Annotated in this window: 15 protein-coding genes; 14 read left to right on the top strand and 1 reads right to left on the bottom strand. The window is 42.4% G+C overall.

All coding sequences use genetic code 11. From position 1 onward, the window contains the following. On the bottom strand, positions 1-304 hold a 304-nt coding region (locus AQS70_RS22490; RefSeq protein ID WP_055104944.1), incomplete at its 3' end, for a LexA family protein. Positions 305-1,259: 955 nt separating this feature from the next. Between AQS70_RS22490 and AQS70_RS22485 the strand changes: the two genes are divergently transcribed. The 14 genes from AQS70_RS22485 to AQS70_RS22425 all read left to right on the top strand — a co-directional run bounded on the left by AQS70_RS22485 (position 1,260) and on the right by AQS70_RS22425 (position 16,866). Further along, positions 1,260-1,700 carry a low molecular weight protein-tyrosine-phosphatase gene (locus AQS70_RS22485; RefSeq protein ID WP_055104943.1) on the top strand — a complete coding sequence of 147 codons (441 nt, stop codon included), beginning with the start codon at positions 1,260-1,262 and terminating at the stop codon, positions 1,698-1,700. Positions 1,701-1,739: 39 nt separating this feature from the next. Beyond that, entirely contained in the window at positions 1,740-3,968 is a 2,229-nt protein-coding gene (locus AQS70_RS22480) for a polysaccharide biosynthesis tyrosine autokinase (protein WP_055104942.1), read from the top strand. Between the two features lie 364 nt (positions 3,969-4,332). Next, positions 4,333-5,667 (top strand): UDP-glucose dehydrogenase family protein, encoded by a 1,335-nt coding sequence (locus tag AQS70_RS22475; RefSeq protein ID WP_055104941.1) that lies wholly within the window; start codon positions 4,333-4,335, stop codon positions 5,665-5,667. Between the two features lie 202 nt (positions 5,668-5,869). Continuing rightward, entirely contained in the window at positions 5,870-7,192 is a 1,323-nt protein-coding gene (locus tag AQS70_RS22470; protein WP_055104940.1) for an O-antigen ligase family protein, read from the top strand. Then, positions 7,189-8,172: a glycosyltransferase family protein gene (locus AQS70_RS22465; protein ID WP_055104939.1), complete on the top strand. Its 984-nt coding sequence runs from the start codon at positions 7,189-7,191 to the stop codon at positions 8,170-8,172. The genes AQS70_RS22470 and AQS70_RS22465 overlap by 4 nt, the downstream gene beginning before the upstream one ends. Before the next feature lie 50 nt (positions 8,173-8,222). Continuing rightward, the gene (locus AQS70_RS22460; RefSeq protein WP_055104938.1) at positions 8,223-9,488 is read left to right on the top strand and encodes a flippase; all 1,266 of its coding nucleotides are present in this window, start codon (positions 8,223-8,225) and stop codon (positions 9,486-9,488) included. Beyond that, on the top strand, positions 9,478-10,266 hold the full coding sequence (locus AQS70_RS23510; RefSeq protein ID WP_082428178.1) for a polysaccharide pyruvyl transferase family protein: 789 nt from the start codon (positions 9,478-9,480) through the stop codon (positions 10,264-10,266). The genes AQS70_RS22460 and AQS70_RS23510 overlap by 11 nt, the downstream gene beginning before the upstream one ends. A gap of 6 nt (positions 10,267-10,272) precedes the next feature. After that, a complete protein-coding gene (locus AQS70_RS22450; RefSeq protein WP_055104936.1) occupies positions 10,273-11,445 on the top strand; it encodes a glycosyltransferase in 1,173 nt (390 codons plus the stop codon). Next, positions 11,442-11,981, top strand: coding sequence for an acyltransferase (locus AQS70_RS22445; RefSeq protein WP_055104935.1), 540 nt, complete (start codon positions 11,442-11,444; stop codon positions 11,979-11,981). The genes AQS70_RS22450 and AQS70_RS22445 overlap by 4 nt, the downstream gene beginning before the upstream one ends. Before the next feature lie 16 nt (positions 11,982-11,997). Further along, positions 11,998-12,558: an LbetaH domain-containing protein gene (locus AQS70_RS23505; protein ID WP_082428177.1), complete on the top strand. Its 561-nt coding sequence runs from the start codon at positions 11,998-12,000 to the stop codon at positions 12,556-12,558. Continuing rightward, positions 12,555-13,496, top strand: a complete 942-nt coding sequence (locus tag AQS70_RS22440; protein ID WP_055104934.1) for a glycosyltransferase family 2 protein — start codon at positions 12,555-12,557, stop codon at positions 13,494-13,496. Before AQS70_RS23505 ends, AQS70_RS22440 begins: the two co-directional genes overlap by 4 nt. A gap of 60 nt (positions 13,497-13,556) precedes the next feature. Then, positions 13,557-14,678, top strand: a complete 1,122-nt coding sequence (gene gmd, locus AQS70_RS22435) for a GDP-mannose 4,6-dehydratase (RefSeq protein ID WP_055104933.1) — start codon at positions 13,557-13,559, stop codon at positions 14,676-14,678. 2 nt (positions 14,679-14,680) lie between these two features. Then, positions 14,681-15,658 (top strand): GDP-L-fucose synthase, encoded by a 978-nt coding sequence (fcl, locus tag AQS70_RS22430; RefSeq protein ID WP_055104932.1) that lies wholly within the window; start codon positions 14,681-14,683, stop codon positions 15,656-15,658. Beyond that, positions 15,658-16,866, top strand: a complete 1,209-nt coding sequence (locus tag AQS70_RS22425; protein ID WP_055104931.1) for a glycosyltransferase WbuB — start codon at positions 15,658-15,660, stop codon at positions 16,864-16,866. The genes fcl and AQS70_RS22425 overlap by 1 nt, the downstream gene beginning before the upstream one ends. Positions 16,867-16,968 lie beyond the last annotated feature (102 nt).

Below are 16,968 nucleotides of genomic sequence, written 5' to 3'. Positions count from 1 at the left end.
TGCGCAGGCGCTTGCAGAGGGGGTCGTTATTAAGCAGCGCCACCACCACATCGCCATCCCCCGCCTCAATAGAGCGATCGACCACCGCTAGGTCACCGGCAAAAATCCCCACGCCTTGCATACTGTCGCCATCAATCGTCACCAGATACACATGCGGGGCGCGCAGGCTTAACACCTCGTCGAGCGAAATGGGCTGCTCCATATGATCCGTTGCAGGTGAAGGAAACCCCGCCGGGATCTTAAACGTACACCGCGGCAGACGAACGCCACCTTCAGCAAGCCGACCCAACAGAGAGAAACCCATGACACGCGCCTTAAAATAAACTGTACATGCATACAGTTAACTGCGACGTAAGCGCTTGGTCAATTCAAATGTCGGAAATTTCTGACAGGTGGAGCGAACCGCTTCCACGGCCACAAGCAGTCCACACCCGCCCGAAACGCCAGGGCCTGAGCTAAACGGCTTGTTCATGACAGTGCACAAAATAGATTAAGCGCACTAACTTAAAGCGGCCTTACATCGTTGTTATCACACTGAGCACACATAAAAAGTGTCACGCCCGGCAATAACATTGCGCATAACAACACTATTACCGCTGATCGGAACACTAAATGTTTTAATATGAACATCAGTGTCACAGTGCCACCACCGATATATTTCTGATGAGTCTTCATAAAACTTTAAAAATGCAAGGCTCAGATTGCACTAAACCCAAACAAATGTTTCTCGCGAGGGTGTGCCTGAAGCGGTGGTCACCAACGCTTCGCAAACAATGCGCACAGCAGCGAAAGCCGTTCGCTCCTCAACCGCCCCAGCGCCCGCCCGCCTGCTAGCGCTATAGCCCGTAAATACACAGGCGCAGCACCGAAAGCGGCTGCGCACAGGTGCCCTAACCCCCTCCTTTACAGCCCTAAAAGCGTTATTTGGTGCCTGCCAAAAGCATCGAAAATGTTATTTTTTGTCAAGCAAAAAGTGTTGAAAACGACTATCTATAGCCCCTCTCGTTACATCCAGATATAAAAGGTTGATCTTAGAGACGCTTCGCCGTTAATATTTTCGCGCCTCAAACTTCACACCGGCCTTGCCTGTATTAAAAGCAGAAGGAACTGTTGCCTTGTGAAGGCCATGTCCGCAGAACAAATGCTGCACACAGGTTTTTTATAGACAGGTACAACCATTGCCGAAATGGGAGTGGTGGTCGTGACGATTAGTTGAGTGCTCTTGCCGGCTAAGCATATTTGGCACAAAGGAAGCTGCCTTGTTTAAACGAATCATGATTGTCTGCGTCGGTAACATCTGCCGCAGCCCTACCGCAGAACATTTGCTGCGGGTCGCCCTCGCCCCCTCCGACATCGTCGTGAGCTCAGCGGGCTTGGGCGCGCTCGAAAATCACGCCATCGAAAAAAACGCCCGTGCCGTCCTAGAAAGCAAAGGTCACGTACTGGGCGAGCACAGCGGCACCCAACTCACCTCTGCCCTGATCAATGACGCCGACTTAATCCTCGTCATGGAAAAGAAACACATAGACGGTGTACTGAGAATCGCCCCAGAAGCACGCGGCAAAGTCCTCCTACTGGGCAAATGGCAAAACAACCGCGAAATCGACGACCCCTATCGCCAGGGCAAAGCAGCCTTCGACCACGCCTACGCGCTCATCGAAGAAGCTGTAAACGCATGGGCCCAGCGCCTCAAGCGCTGAGTCATACCTAGAATACAAGTGAAGAAAAAGAACCGACTTATGCAGCAAGCACCCGTGACAAAGCCCCATGAACGCGAAGACGACAACGACGAAATCGACCTTATGGGGTTGTTGGGCACACTGATCGATCACAAATGGTTGATCGCAGGTGTCACTGGCGTCTTTATGGCCGCGGGCGTGGCGTATGCGCTTTTGGCTACGCCGGTGTATCAGGCAAATGCGTTGATTCAGGTTGAGCCGAAAAAGAATGACCCGTTGGGGTTTTCTGATGTAAGCAGCTTGCTGGGTAAAGAGTCGCCTTCTGCTACAGAGATTGAGCTGATTAAGTCGCGTAAGAATATTGGCGCGACTATCGACAACTTGCAGCTAGATATCGAAGTAGAACCTAATTATTTTCCTATAATAGGCTCATTTATTGCCAGACGCTTTAAAGCCGACGCTGAAAACAAGATAGCAGATCCTATGCTAGGTATGAGCAGCTACGCATGGGGTGGAGAGAAAATAAAGATAGCAACACTAGAACTTCCCCGGGATCAATTAGGAAAGAACCTAACTCTAATCAGCGGAAAGGATGGAAGTTTTACGCTAGTAGATGAAGATGATAATCTAGTTACAGCAGGGAAAGTCGGTGAAGCTATTGAAAATAGCGAGATAAAAATATTAGTTGAAGAGCTAGTCGCTAATCCTGGAACCACCTTCAGTGTGGTTCGGTATCCTCGTCTAACAAGTATTCTGACTTATCAAAGAAACTTAGATGTTATAGAACGAGGTAAAGAATCTGGAATGATTGCTTTGGCACTCGAAAGCACAGAGCCTGAAAAAGCCATCCAAATTCTTGATGAAATTGCGCGCCTATATGTAATGCAAAACATCGACCGTACATCCGCAGAGGCGGCTCAAAGCCTAGGGTTCCTTAGAGACCAGCTACCGCAGGTACGCCGCGATCTAGAGAAATCAGAGGATGCGTTAAATGCATTCCAGATAAGAAGTAAATCCATAGATATAAGTCTCGAAGCGAAAGCAATTCTCGATCAAATTGTAGCTTTAGATACAAGCATTTCTACGCTTAAACTGCAGCAAGCAGAGATGGATCGTAAATTTACACCACAGCATCCAGCCTATCGTGCGCTTATGGGTCAATTAGCAGAGCTGACTAATAAGCAGAAAAGACTTGCCAATCAAGTTCAGGGACTACCAACAACACAACAAGAGCTACTAAGTTTAACTCGCGACGTGAAAGTCAGTACTGAAATCTATACGCAGCTTCTGAATAAGTCACAAGAGCTTGATGTAATGCGCGCAGGAGCCATAGGCAATGTTCGTCTCATTGATAGTGCTGATGTCGATCTTCGCGCGCCAATCAAGCCGAAGAAAACTTTAATTGTCCTGATTGCTACAATCCTTGGTGCGTTTATTGCAACTGCTAGTGTTCTTTTTAGAAAAGCGCTTAATAGAGGCGTTGAAAATCCAGACGATATAGAAAACCTCGGCTTACCAGTTTATGCAACTATTCCGTTCAGTTCTCTACAAAAAGCCGAGGATGATAAAAGCCCTAAAGGTCGCGGGACACGAGTTACTCCTTTGCTCGCAAGCAGTCATCCGACAGACTTGGCAGTCGAAAGTCTCCGCAGCTTAAGAACTAGTCTTCACTTTGCAATGCTTGAAGCAGAAAATAATCGTTTAATGATTTCAGGGCCCAGCCCCCGCGTAGGTAAATCATTCGTTTCCGCAAATCTAGCAGCAGTAGTAGCACAATCTGGTCAGCGCGTTTTGTTGGTAGATGTTGATATGAGGAAAGGATATATCCACAAAATGTTCGGTATTCCTGCTGATAATGGCTTATCAGATATTCTTGCAAAGCGTTGCACTCTTGAAACAGCAACTCATAAAGCTGACATAGACAATTTATATGTCATTGGTCGTGGACAAATCCCACCAAACCCATCCGAACTACTAATGCACAAAAATTTTACAGATTTTTTGGAGTATGTTAGTGAAAATTACGACTTGGTTATTCTTGACACACCACCATTCTTAGCAGTAACAGATGCTTCTATTGTTGGTCGTCAGTCAGGAACCAACTTGATTGTTACACGGTTTGAATTGAACTCGGCTCGAGAAATCGAACTGACTATGCGTCGCTTTGCTCAAAGTGGGATTCATTTGAAAGGTGCGATATTTAACGGCATAGAAAGACGTGCATCCGCTAAGTATGGATATGGCGCATACGGCTATTACAATTACGAGTATAAATCAGATAACGCTTAACAATACTGGTTCAATGGGCGTCCAAATATCCTTGGGACGCTCATTTTTTGTTTCCGACAAAAGACATTCATACATATTATTATTTCATTCCGCTCCCGAGGACTAGCGTAAAATCTTGGGGCGGTAGCGTGTTTAGTCGGTTATTAAAAATACTCACATGATAAATTCGAATGCCAGCTACTCTGTCAGTTGCGAAGAATAGGTAATCTTGAGCGCCGACTTGACACCAGTAAAATCTATAAAATATTTATGTCGCCTTTTAGAACTAGAAAAGGCTAGAACTATATGTAATACATATTAACTAGCAGACAACTAGTAAATAAAATAATCTTTTCCACACGCTTCGCGCTCAAAGAGAATCGACATGAAGGTAACAGTTTTTGGGATCGGTTACGTAGGTTTAGTTCAGGGAGCTGTTCTCGCTGAAGTAGGTCACGATGTTATATGTGTTGACATTGATGAACACAAGGTCGAACGTCTAAAACAGGGGCAGATACCAATATACGAGCCTGGCTTGGAATCAATAGTTAAAGAAAATTATTTAGCTGGTCGTTTGAACTTCACTACTGATGCAGCAGCTGGGGTCAAGCACGGCGAGGTGCAATTTATTGCCGTTGGTACACCACCTGATGAAGATGGATCTGCAGATTTAAAATATGTTTTAGCTGTAGCAGAAACAATAGCAAGAAACATGGAAAGATCGCAGATTATTATCGATAAATCTACAGTCCCAGTAGGCACAGCAGATAAAGTCAGCGCTTGCATCGCACAAGTACTGTCTCAACGTAAACGGCAGGATTTAACATTTGATGTTGTTTCAAACCCTGAGTTTTTGAAAGAAGGCTCTGCGGTTTCTGACTGCATGCGACCAGATAGAATTGTAATTGGAACTAGTAGTGCTGCTACTGAAGAAATAATGCGGGAACTTTACGCTCCATTCAATCGGAATCACGAAAAAATAATAGTCATGAATGTGCGGAGTGCAGAATTAACCAAATATGCTGCTAACTGTATGTTGGCAACTAAGATTAGCTTTATGAATGAAATGGCTAATCTTGCAGAAATGCTAGGTGCTGATATTGAGATGGTTCGCCAAGGTATTGGATCAGACCCGCGAATAGGATATCAATTTTTATATGCTGGCGTTGGGTATGGCGGATCATGCTTTCCAAAAGATGTGCAGGCATTGATACGCACAGCAGATGACATTAACTTTGACTCCAAAGTACTAAAGGCTGTAGAGAGTCGTAACAATCAACAAAAAAATGTTTTATTTAATAAAATTTTAAAGCATTACAAAGGTGAATTGAACGGCAAAACTTTTGCGCTATGGGGATTGAGCTTCAAACCAAACACGGATGACATGCGAGAGGCTCCTAGCAGAGTTTTGTTAGAAGCTCTATGGAGCGCAGGTGCGCGAGTGCAAGCATTTGATCCAGAGGCTATGGACGAAACTCAGCGCCTGTATGGTAATCGTAACGATTTGAATCTTTGCGGTACAAAAGAAGCTGCTTTAAAAGGAGCAGATGCACTGATTATTGTTACAGAATGGCAGACCTTCAAAGCACCAAATTTTGAACTCCTTGTAGATCAACTCACCCAACCCGTAATTTTTGATGGTCGAAACTTATATAATCCTGAAAAACTATCAAAAAAAGGATTTCATTATTATTCAATAGGCCGCATTACTACTCAGTGAAAAGCACATAAGAATATGTATCTCTAAGTTGTCATATCCAATACAACTAGAAATTTATCCTTTAATTATACAATCGCATAGACAGGGCATATGGCTTAGCCCCGAGGCGCGACCCTGTCTCGCACACATTTAAACGGATAACTCAAAATTCAAATGCAGATATTACAACCCTTACTCACAGCCAACACCATAAGTAGCTCTCATGCACAAATTTAAAATATACTACTTAGACGCTATAGCATTTGTGCTTTATTTCACTTTACTTATGACAAAAGCTAGATTGCGGTTAGATAATACCAGCGAGTTTCACTTTGGAGGCGCAGAGTATGCAATCGCCCCATTCGATATAGCTTTTGTATTGATCATAATTATTATAATAATAAAGATTTATTTTAGTGAATTCAAAATAGCAAAGGACAAGCTGAATTTAATTGCGGGTCTATATATTCTCATCAATATCGCTTCAATTTTGACTTCTAGCGATCGAGAATTTACATTCTACGAACTAGTAAGACAAGTCAAATTTTTTATTATTTATCTATGGCTTAGATCAGTATTCAGCAATTCAAAAGGCAAAAAGCTTTTATATGTTTCTTCATGTTTTGCGATTTTAGTACAACTTTTTTTTGTATACCTGCAATACTTAACAGGAACCACGACATCAGGAATCAACAACGAAGAAGTAGAACTAAATAAAATAGCTGGCGGCTTAGTTAGGACCGTAGGAACATTTGGCCATCCTGGTTTATTAGGACAATACCTCAATATTATTCTTACAATCATACTTGTTAAAACCCTTATGACCGATGGATTACAAAAAAAAATCTATGCAACTATGTATCTGATGGGAACGTTGGCAGTAATCCTTACCTACTCACGAACAGCCTTAGCAATACAAATGGCGACACTGATCTTGATTTTGTATTTAGCACCTAGTCGAGAAACCTCTAAAAACATATCAAAAAAATTAATCACATATATCTCGGTATTCTTTGGTTTCATTACAGTTATTGCTATGAATTATGAATCCATTATTGGCCGTTTTGAAAATGCATCAGTGGATAGCGGCGAAGTAAGAATCCTGTTGTCGAAGATTGCTTTAAATATGATTGCTGAAAATCCAATTACAGGTGTTGGATTGAACGCTTTCACACAGACTATGGATAGATATGACTCTTCAATGATGTCAAGTTATTGGAGACACCCAGTCCATAATATTTACCTTCTTGTTGCCGCTGAAATAGGTTTGATAGGAGTATTAATATTTTTGGCTAAACTTTATATATTCTTTAAAGTTGGAATTAAAACTTTAAGAGATAGGAAAACCCCTGACTTGATCGATAAAGAATTTTCGCTCATAGGTGTAGTTGGTCTGTCGGTAATTTGCCTATCAGGTTTTCTAGGCTGGTCATGGCGCCTAGATGCTATACAGGGACTATATTGGACCTTACTTGCAGTGATAGCATGCACATATAAACGCCCTAGATTTTTGAGAGCGAAACCAATACGAGCTAGCAAACCATGAGCAACTTAAATATAATTTACTTCCCGTCAAATAAAAACTACAACCCTTACAACACTAGAATGCAGGAAATAGTAGAAAAAGCGGGAGTGACTCCAGTAGGTATAAACTCTCTACTCAAGCCAAAAACAACACTTAACGTATTAACAGGGACAAAAAATATATTTATTTTTAACTGGTTCGAAGACTACCCGTTCAACTCGAAAGGAAAGCTAAACCCAATTAAATTATTTATATATATATTTATAATAGTATACGCAAAAATATTCGGCAGAATCATATACATCAAACACAATCTCACGAAACATAATTTAGATAGTAAACATAAGAAATCCCACGCCCTTTGCCAATATCTCATTGAAAAAATAGCTGCTAAAACCTATGTGCACTCAAATACAGTCGCACAAGAAAATGGTTATGAGTATCTGCCTCATCCCTTATATAAAACTTTCAATATAAGATCAGAAACATCCGAAAAAAAATTTCTGTGTTTTGGAATGATAAGCAGATATAAAGGTTATATTGAACTTTTAGAAAATTGGCCGCAAGAATATCCACTAACAATCGCGGGCGCATGCACTGACTTAAAGTTACTTACAGAACTAACTGAAATTGCAGATCGTAGAAAAATGAATTTGACTATCAAAAATTATTCGTTATCGGATAGAGAGTTAGAATTAGAAATAATGAACTCAATTGCAATAGTACTACCGCATACTAGTGATAGTTGCATAGTTTCTGGTGCTGCTTATCTAGCATTTAGTTTGGGATCACTAGTACTTGTCAGAGACAGTACACTATATAAGAACATTGCTGAACCCACCCTGACAGGTTTGCTAAATACTGAATCCATAAGAAAACTTTACGTATCAGCAGAAGAAACCAACAGCGCCAAAAATAAGCAGCAAAGACTCGATTATGTAAGAAAAAAATATTCTGACACGTTCATATTCGAAAAAATCAAGCAGGATTTGGTTTTATAATAAAAAGTCAAACGCAGTTCATCGTTTAGAATAATGAGAAAATCTATACCGTGTTAAATTATCTTATTAAATCATTATCCGCAGTTGCACTTGAAAAGATAATTTTATTGCTCGTGGCCCTGCCAGTAAATATTTATATAGCTCGAGAGTTAGGCCCTGACCAATATGGTGTGCTTTCCATATATATAGTGCTTGCTACGATTCTGTTCCAAATATCAGACTGCGGAGTGAGAAATATCTTCATAAGTGAGTATGCTCACTCAAACAAAAACACATTAATTACCTCATATCTTTCTATCAAAGCAGCTACAGCCTTTTTTATATCGATAGCACTAATGTTTTACTACAAGCTAAATGGTACAAGCGAAGTAGCTGGTTACTATGCATCCATTATCGCATGCTTGATATTTACATTCTCCGATATATTTGAGTCCATACAGTTAAGCGAGCTAAGACAAACTCAGGCTGCACGAATAAGATTGATATCTGGGGTGCTATCAAACGCTTTCAGATTCGGAATGATATATGTAGGCTTACCTCCTTTCTACATAATACTCTCATACGGCTTAGAGTATGCATTCAAAGGAATTTTAATTTACGCCACAGGAACAATTCGGATAAATTACTCATTCGATATAAAGTACACGATTAAGTTATTAAGACGTGCTCTTCCTTTAACCTTATCGATGATATTTTTGCAGCTTTACCACAGAATTGATATTTTTATAATTAAAGACTTAATGGACGATGCTAGTGTCGGAATATATTCAGCAGCAATGAGACTTTTAGACTATCTAATCTTTATTGTCGTTGTATTGAATACGGTAATAAATCCTATAATAGGAAGAGAGCGCGCTAGCAAAAGATTAAATGATATTTATACAAAGTATTATTCTGTAGTATTTTGGGGAGCCACTTTGATAGCTGCTTTATCAATTCCAATTTCAGAGCTAGTGATTCCGAAACTATATGGAGAAAACTATATCGCATCAGTACCCCTGTTCATAATAATGCTTTATTCGCTACCATTTATTTTTTTAGGTAGTATCAGTGGCTTCTGGTACGTGAATAGCGGTTTAGAGATTTATGCTCTTGTGCGTAACATATTGGGACTAGTTTTAAACGTAGCACTAAACTACATTCTGATTCCAAAATTTGGTTTGCCTGGAGCAGCTTGGGCAACATTTACTTCTTATATGGTGACATCACTCTTTATTGATGCACTGTTCAAAAAGACTAGGCCAGCATTTCGAATGAAGTTCAATGCAATTTTAGATCTTAGACTTATTTATAATTGGAAAAAAAATGAGAAATAAATTTAACAAAGAGCTCACATTTTGGTGGAGCCCTAGAGCGCCTATGGGTTTAAGTTTTTTACGTAAAGAAAATGCGGGCGATCTCCTAGGCCCACACTTAGTTAATCGAATACTGTCTGCAGCTGGACAAGATATTAAAAAAATAAAGCCTGACAATCGTCTAATGTCTATAGGTTCCGTATTACATTTTGCGCGGGATGGCGATACAGTTTGGGGAACAGGCGTAAATGGAAAGGTAGACTCAAATCTACATCGCTTTACATCTTTAAATATTAGAGCGCTAAGAGGTCCGTTAACAGCAAACTTCTTAAAGTCTCGCAACTTACAAACTCCTAATATATATGGTGATCCTGGCATTCTAACTTCAAAATTCTGGAAAAGAGAACACGAACCTTCAGGAAGTACTATATATATTCCACACATGAGGGAAAAAGTTGATCCAACTATTGCAAAAAAATACAAAGTACTTTCTCCACTTACTGAACTCAACCTGTTTATATCGGAGATTCAAAAAGCATCAAAAGTTATATCTACGTCTCTACACGGCATTATCATTGCTGAGTCGTACAGTATACCTGCCGTATTGATAGAAAATAACTCTGGCGAAACCTTATTCAAGTACCACGACTATTTCCAAGGAACTGGTCGCGACAAAGTGCATATCTGTAAAGACTTTAATTCCGCACTAAATCATTCGCCACCTTCACCTAACCTTGAAAAATTCCAAGATGGCCTTTTAAGCTGTTTCCCTTACGATATATGGCAGATCAAGCGCTGAATAACTATGAATAATTACTACTCAGCAGAGATTAAAAAAACCAACTCAATAATTTGCTATCATTTTTTTCCGCATTATCGCAAAGGCGTTATCGAGGAATTAGAACAAGAGATTTCTCCTACATTCCTAGCCGATAATAAAGGTGTAGAGGGCATACTACCTTATAAGTTTAATTCCAGCCAGAAATTCATTCATAGTCAATGCTTTTATATAGGGAAACTGATGCTGCAGCCTTATTTATTATGGGTAGCATTAACTGGAAGATATGATAACTTTATTTTTCTAGCCAACCCGAATCACATTACAACTTGGATAGCATCCTTAATTTGTAGAGTTCGTAAAAAAAATGTTATCTTCTGGGGGCATGGATTTAAATCTTCGGAGAGGACTAACTCTAATCGCATTCGAAAATTATTTTTTAGCCTCGCGGATTCTTTTTATACCTACGGATGGAGAGCTAAGGTAAATGCAATAAGTTTTGGCTTTCCTAAAGACTCCATTCATGTAGGGTTTAACTCTTTAGATTATGAGCACCAACTTAAAACTAGAAATAACCTTCCCCCTCCTATAGCGCCAAATGATAAAGAGTTAAATATAATATGTATTTCGCGGCTAACTCTAGCCTGTAGATACGACCTTTTAATTGACTCCATTAAAATAGCTAGCTCTAACAATCCTCTAGTAAATTTCAATTTAACCTTTATTGGAGACGGACCAGAACGTGAAAAACTAGGGGAAATGGCATCTATGCTAGGAATAAATTGTTTATTCCTAGGCGAAATTTACGACGAAAATATCATTGCAAATCATATCTCTTCTGCTGATGTTACAATTTCACCAGGAAAAATAGGCTTAACTGCAATGCATAGCCTAATGTACGGAACGCCAGTAATAAGTCACGATAATTTTATAAGCCAAATGCCAGAAGTAGAGTCCATCATTGAAGGCCATACAGGAGAAATCTTCGAACAGGATAATATTATAAGTCTGGCAGAGAAGATAACCAGCTTTAAAAAACACTATCCAGATCGTGAAAAAACGCGTCAAGACTGTTTTTTAATGATAGACCAAATATACAATCCAAAAAAACAAGTCTCCGTGTTGAAAATGGCAATACACAAAGCAAAAGCTTTAGACGGCAATGATGCAGTCAACCTATTTAGCGGAATAGTCAGATGACCATAAGAGAACTGATCCGTAAAGCTCGAAGAAACTATTGGCGCATTAGGCTCCGATTGAAAAACGTTGATAAGACCTTTTTAGCTGGAGGATACTCCAGTATCAGTACTGATTTAGAAGCTGGCGCTTATAGCTATATCGGTCCTGGTTGTGAAATTGGTCCCGGCGTAACGTTAGGAGCTTATTCGATGATCGGTCCATCTGTAAAAATAATTGGTAACGATCATATATTCAATATTCCAGGAACGCCTATAATTTTCAGTGGCAGACCTCCTTTTAAAAGAACCGTCATTGGCCGAGACGTTTGGATTGGTGCTGGAGCGATAATTTTAGCAGGCGTTCATATCGAGGATGGCTCAATCATAGGAGCTGGATCTGTAGTTACTAAAAATATTGACTCTTTCTGCATTGTAGCCGGGGTTCCCGCAAGCATTATTAAGAAGAGGTTTGTGACGACAGAAGAAGAAAGCAAACACAAGCAGTTTCTAAACACCGCTAAATATCAAGCCAACTATGCAGAAAAGCTTAATAAATAAAACAGAGTCTAATCGTATGATAATTCAAAACAGCGATCCTTATACTGGACCTTCTTTCTCCTTAAAAAACCGCTTACTTCGACTAGTATGGAATTTTTTTTATATTCTTTTTTTTCGAACAAGTCCTAGACCATTACACAAATGGAGAGCTCTACTACTTAAATTATTTGGTGCTAAGATTGGTCAAGGAGTTCATATATATCCAGGAGCTAAAATTTGGGCTCCTTGGAATTTAGTAGCTGGAGACTTTATAGGTATCGCTGACGGCGCCATAATTTACAACATGGATATAATTCAGATAGGAAGTTATACTGTCATTTCTCAAGGAGCTCATCTCTGCGGAGGATCTCATAACTACAATAGTCCTAACTTCCAGCTCATTGCGAAGCCTATAATCCTCGGAGAGCACGTATGGATTTGTGCTGAAGCTTTTATTTCTTTGGGTGTTTCTATCCCTGACGGTGTAGTTATAGGTGCCCGTTCTTTGATCACAAAACCGGTCTCTGAGTCTTGGGTTGTATACGCAGGAAATCCAGCAAGACAGATTAGCAGGCGCAACAGGACTTCGACACTATGAGCCAAAAGGGAACTATCAAGAATGTCAGCCTAACAGCGATAATTTTGACTTACAACGAGGAACTCCATCTAGAGCGCGCGTTAAAATCAATAACGGGCATTGCTGAAGAAGTATTCATTATTGACTCTTTCTCTACAGATAGAACAATCGAAATAGCACTAACGTATGGTGCAACTGTTTTACAGAACAAGTTTAAAAATCAAGCTCAACAATTCCAGTGGGCACTTGACAATGTATCAGTCAGAAGTACATGGATACTTCGTTTAGATGCTGACGAAATTATAGAGCCAGATTTATCTGCCGAAATATATGAAAAAATCCCTAAATTGACGGATGACATAGTTGGCATCAATTTTAAGCGTAAACATATCTTCATGGATCGTTGGGTTAAATATGGAGGCCGATATCCGTTAGTCATGCTAAGAATATGGCGAAAAGGCTATGGGCGCATAGAAAATCGCTGGATGGATGAACACATAATCATATCAGGCGGAAAGTCTATAACGTTCAAGGGCGGTTTCTCCGATCACAACCTCAACAACTTGACCTTTTTTATAGATAAACATAACAAGTACGCAACACGTGAAGCCATCGAGATACTTAATCAGCGTCTGAATCTTTTCTCTCGAGATCACTCAGTGACAGTGAAATCTACTTCACTCCAGACTGCTGCTAAATTTTTTATAAAAGAAAAAATCTACAATCCTATTCCTTTCACTATTAGTGCGACACTTTATTTTATTTGGCGTTATATCTTCCAGTTAGGCTTCCTCGACGGGCGATCCGGATTGATTTACCATTTTCTTCAAGGCTTTTGGTATAGGTTTCTTGTAGGCGCTAAAGTCATGGAATTAGAGCATAGTATTTCTCACCTCAAGGATAAAAAACTAATCATTGAAGAAATCTCTCGCATTACGGGTCATTCCTTAAGCGAATGACTAATGATAGCTTTATAAAAACATTTGCATATTAGATTCTAAATATATAGGAAGTTCTTTATGAAAAAGCGCGCACTCATAACAGGCATTACTGGCCAAGACGGCTCCTACCTTGCAGAACTGCTACTTGAAAAGGGCTACGAAGTCCACGGTATTAAACGCCGCGCCTCTTCATTCAATACCCAGCGCGTAGACCACATCTACCAAGACCCACATGTCAATGATCGTAATTTCGTACTGCACTATGGCGACCTCAGTGACTCTTCTAGCCTGACTCGTATCATTCAAGAAGTGCAACCAGATGAAGTGTACAACCTTGGTGCACAGTCCCACGTGGCTGTAAGTTTTGAGGCCCCGGAATACACAGCTGATGTTGATGCCATGGGAACTCTGCGCATCCTTGAGGCTATTCGCCTACTAGGCTTGGAGAAGAAGACACGCTTTTATCAAGCGTCGACCTCCGAGCTGTACGGTTTGGTGCAAGAAACTCCTCAAAAGGAAACAACCCCCTTTTACCCACGCTCACCTTATGCAGTCGCCAAAATGTATGCCTACTGGATCACGGTTAACTACCGTGAGGCTTATGGCATGTATGCCTGCAACGGTATTTTGTTCAACCACGAGTCGCCACGCCGTGGTGAAACTTTCGTAACTCGCAAAATCACCCGTGCACTTGCGAACATCAGCCAAGGCTTGGAGCAATGCCTGTTCTTGGGCAACATGGACGCTTTACGTGACTGGGGTCACGCTAAAGATTACGTGCGCATGCAGTGGATGATGTTGCAACAAGACGATCCGGAAGACTTTGTAATTGCCACCGGCGTGCAGTATTCGGTACGTGACTTCGTCCGCTGGTCAGCTGCAGAACTGGGTATCCATCTGGAGTTTGTCGGTGAAGGTGTTGATGAACACGCAGTTATTGCTAGCATCGAGGGTGATAAGGCTCCAGCGCTTAAGGTGGGCGACATTATTGTCAAAGTAGACCCACGTTACTTCCGTCCGGCTGAAGTTGAAACGTTGCTCGGTGACCCGACCAAAGCCAAGCAAAAGCTAGGTTGGACACCAGAAATCACGGTCCAAGAAATGTGCGCAGAAATGGTTCGCGAAGACCTGAAGGTTGCGCAGCGTCATGCCCTACTCAAAGAGCACGGTCATGACTTACCGGTGGCCACGGAGAACTGAGCATGGCCCGTGAGTTGAACCAAAAAGTCTTTGTTGCCGGACATCGCGGGATGGTCGGCTCTGCGATTGTCCGCCGTCTGCAAGCGCTGGGTTATACCCGTATTGTCACTGCTGGTCGCGATACTCTGAATCTGCTTGATCAACAGGCGGTACAAGCCTTTTTCCATGAGCAGAAGTTTGATCAGGTGTATCTGGCAGCGGCAAAAGTAGGTGGTATTCAGGCGAACAACGCATACCCTGCCGACTTCATCTACGAAAATCTGATGATCCAAGCCAATATCATTCAGGCAGCGCATCTAAACGATGTAGACAAGTTGTTGTTTCTCGGCTCGTCATGTATTTATCCCAAACTTGCCGATCAACCGATGCGCGAAGAGGCTTTGCTGACGGGTACGCTGGAGCCCACCAATGAGCCGTACGCAATTGCCAAAATTGCAGGTATCAAACTGTGCGAAAGTTACAATCGCCAGCACGGCCGTGACTATCGCAGTGTCATGCCGACTAACTTGTATGGCCCCCATGACAACTATCATCCTGAGAACAGTCATGTGATCCCTGCCCTGCTGCGCCGTTTTCATGAAGCAGTACAGCGCGGTGACGATGAACTGGTGATCTGGGGAACAGGCACGCCCATGCGCGAGTTCCTGCATGTAGATGACATGGCCGCGGCCAGCGTGCATGTGATGGAACTGGATGACGCTATTTATCAGGCCAATACCCAGCCGATGCTGTCTCATATTAATGTGGGTACAGGCATAGATTGCACGATTGGAGAGTTGGCAAAGACCATTGCATCCGTCACCGGCTTCTCTGGCAAGTTGACCTTCGATAGCAGTAAACCAGACGGCGCTCCACGCAAACTTATGGATGTTTCGCGCCTTAAGGCTCTGGGTTGGCAAGCAAGCATCAATTTGGAAGATGGCCTTAGAGATGCCTACGACTGGTATGTCAATAACGTGCAACAGGCGCGGACCCACTGATGAAAATCCTGCTCTACGGCATTAACTACAGCCCTGAACTCACCGGTATCGGAAAGTACAGCGGTGAAATGGCCGCTTGGTTTGCCGCTCAGGGGCATGAGGTGAGGGTTATCACGGCGCCGCCTTATTACCCCGACTGGAAAGTCTGGCAAGGCTACAGCACTTGGCGTTTTAACAAACGCCAGGAGGCTGGCGTCACCGTCATTCGCTGCCCGCTGTATGTTCCGCCTAGACCAACTGCGCTTAAGCGTTTACTGCATTTGGCCAGTTTTTCTTTGTCATCAGCCTTCGCGGTGATGGCTCAGTTGGGGTGGAAGCCTGATCGAGTGATTCTGGTGGTGCCCACTCTGTTTTGCGCCCCGCAAGCACTTGCACTGGCCAAACTCACAGGGGCAACATCGGTGTTGCATGTGCAGGATTACGAAGTGGATGCTTTGTTTGGGCTTTCCATCGCTAAGGGTGAAAAGCTCAAGCGCTGGGCGTTTGCTGTTGAGCGAGCGCTCTTGCGAAGCTTCGATCGGGTTTCTACTATCTCCAGCGGCATGCTGCGCCGCGCCGAAGCGAAGGGGGTGGCCAAGGACCAGTTACGGTTCTTCCCTAACTGGTCAGAAACAGCTCGATTCCAGAATGTGCCACGTAATCCAGAATTACTGCGCCGCCTTGGTGTAAACCCCGATAAACGGGTTTTACTCTATTCAGGCAACATCGGTGAAAAACAAGGGCTGGAGTGCGTTATCGAAGCTGCTCAACGCCTAGGTGATCGTTCAGATTTGGTGTTTTTAGTCGTTGGGGAAGGTGCAGGCAAAGCTCGATTGCAGGAGCTGAGTCAGCAACGCAATCTAAGTAACGTAGTGTTTGCCCCGCTGCAGCCTTATGAGGATTTACCGGCGCTGTTGGCATCAGCAGATTGTCACTTGGTGATCCAAAAGCGCGGAGCAGCGGACGCAGTGCTGCCCTCAAAGTTGACTAACATTTTGGCGGTGGGTGGTAACGCATTGATCACCGCAGACCCCGACACAAGCTTAGGCGCGCTGTGCACTGAATACCCGGGCATAGCAGCATTAATCGAGCCAGAGTCGGTTGACGCATTAATTGACGGTATTGAGACCGTATTAGCCATGCCACTGCCAAATCCCATTGCTACAGGCTACGCGTGTGAGTTCTTGGACAAAGACCAAATATTGACGCGTTTTTTGGCTGAGATCTAAATCATGTGGCTCAGTAATGATCTGTTTCGCAGCGTTGTGGCTTCGACACCGTTGGTTTCGAGTGATTTGGTTGTTCTAAACGTCCAAGGCGAATGCTTGCTG

The sequence above is a fragment of the Pseudomonas endophytica genome (assembly GCF_001411475.1).
In the GTDB taxonomy this organism is placed as follows: domain Bacteria; phylum Pseudomonadota; class Gammaproteobacteria; order Pseudomonadales; family Pseudomonadaceae; genus Aquipseudomonas; species Aquipseudomonas endophytica.
The sequence above is the reverse complement of the archived record's forward strand: the minus strand, read 5'-3'. Positions and strand labels throughout refer to the sequence as shown.

Bases quoted from the DNA above. Each gene is read 5' to 3' on its own strand.
- AQS70_RS22480 (WP_055104942.1), top strand. From the start codon at position 1,740: ATGCAGCAAGCACCCGTGACAAAGCCCCATGAACGCGAAGACGACAAC.
- AQS70_RS22475 (WP_055104941.1), top strand. From the start codon at position 4,333: ATGAAGGTAACAGTTTTTGGGATCGGTTACGTAGGTTTAGTTCAGGGA.
- AQS70_RS22470 (WP_055104940.1), top strand. From the start codon at position 5,870: ATGCACAAATTTAAAATATACTACTTAGACGCTATAGCATTTGTGCTT.
- AQS70_RS22465 (WP_055104939.1), top strand. From the start codon at position 7,189: ATGAGCAACTTAAATATAATTTACTTCCCGTCAAATAAAAACTACAAC.
- AQS70_RS23510 (WP_082428178.1), top strand. From the start codon at position 9,478: ATGAGAAATAAATTTAACAAAGAGCTCACATTTTGGTGGAGCCCTAGA.
- AQS70_RS22450 (WP_055104936.1), top strand. From the start codon at position 10,273: ATGAATAATTACTACTCAGCAGAGATTAAAAAAACCAACTCAATAATT.
- AQS70_RS22445 (WP_055104935.1), top strand. From the start codon at position 11,442: ATGACCATAAGAGAACTGATCCGTAAAGCTCGAAGAAACTATTGGCGC.
- AQS70_RS23505 (WP_082428177.1), top strand. From the start codon at position 11,998: ATGATAATTCAAAACAGCGATCCTTATACTGGACCTTCTTTCTCCTTA.
- AQS70_RS22440 (WP_055104934.1), top strand. From the start codon at position 12,555: ATGAGCCAAAAGGGAACTATCAAGAATGTCAGCCTAACAGCGATAATT.
- gmd (WP_055104933.1), top strand. From the start codon at position 13,557: ATGAAAAAGCGCGCACTCATAACAGGCATTACTGGCCAAGACGGCTCC.
- fcl (WP_055104932.1), top strand. From the start codon at position 14,681: ATGGCCCGTGAGTTGAACCAAAAAGTCTTTGTTGCCGGACATCGCGGG.
- AQS70_RS22425 (WP_055104931.1), top strand. From the start codon at position 15,658: ATGAAAATCCTGCTCTACGGCATTAACTACAGCCCTGAACTCACCGGT.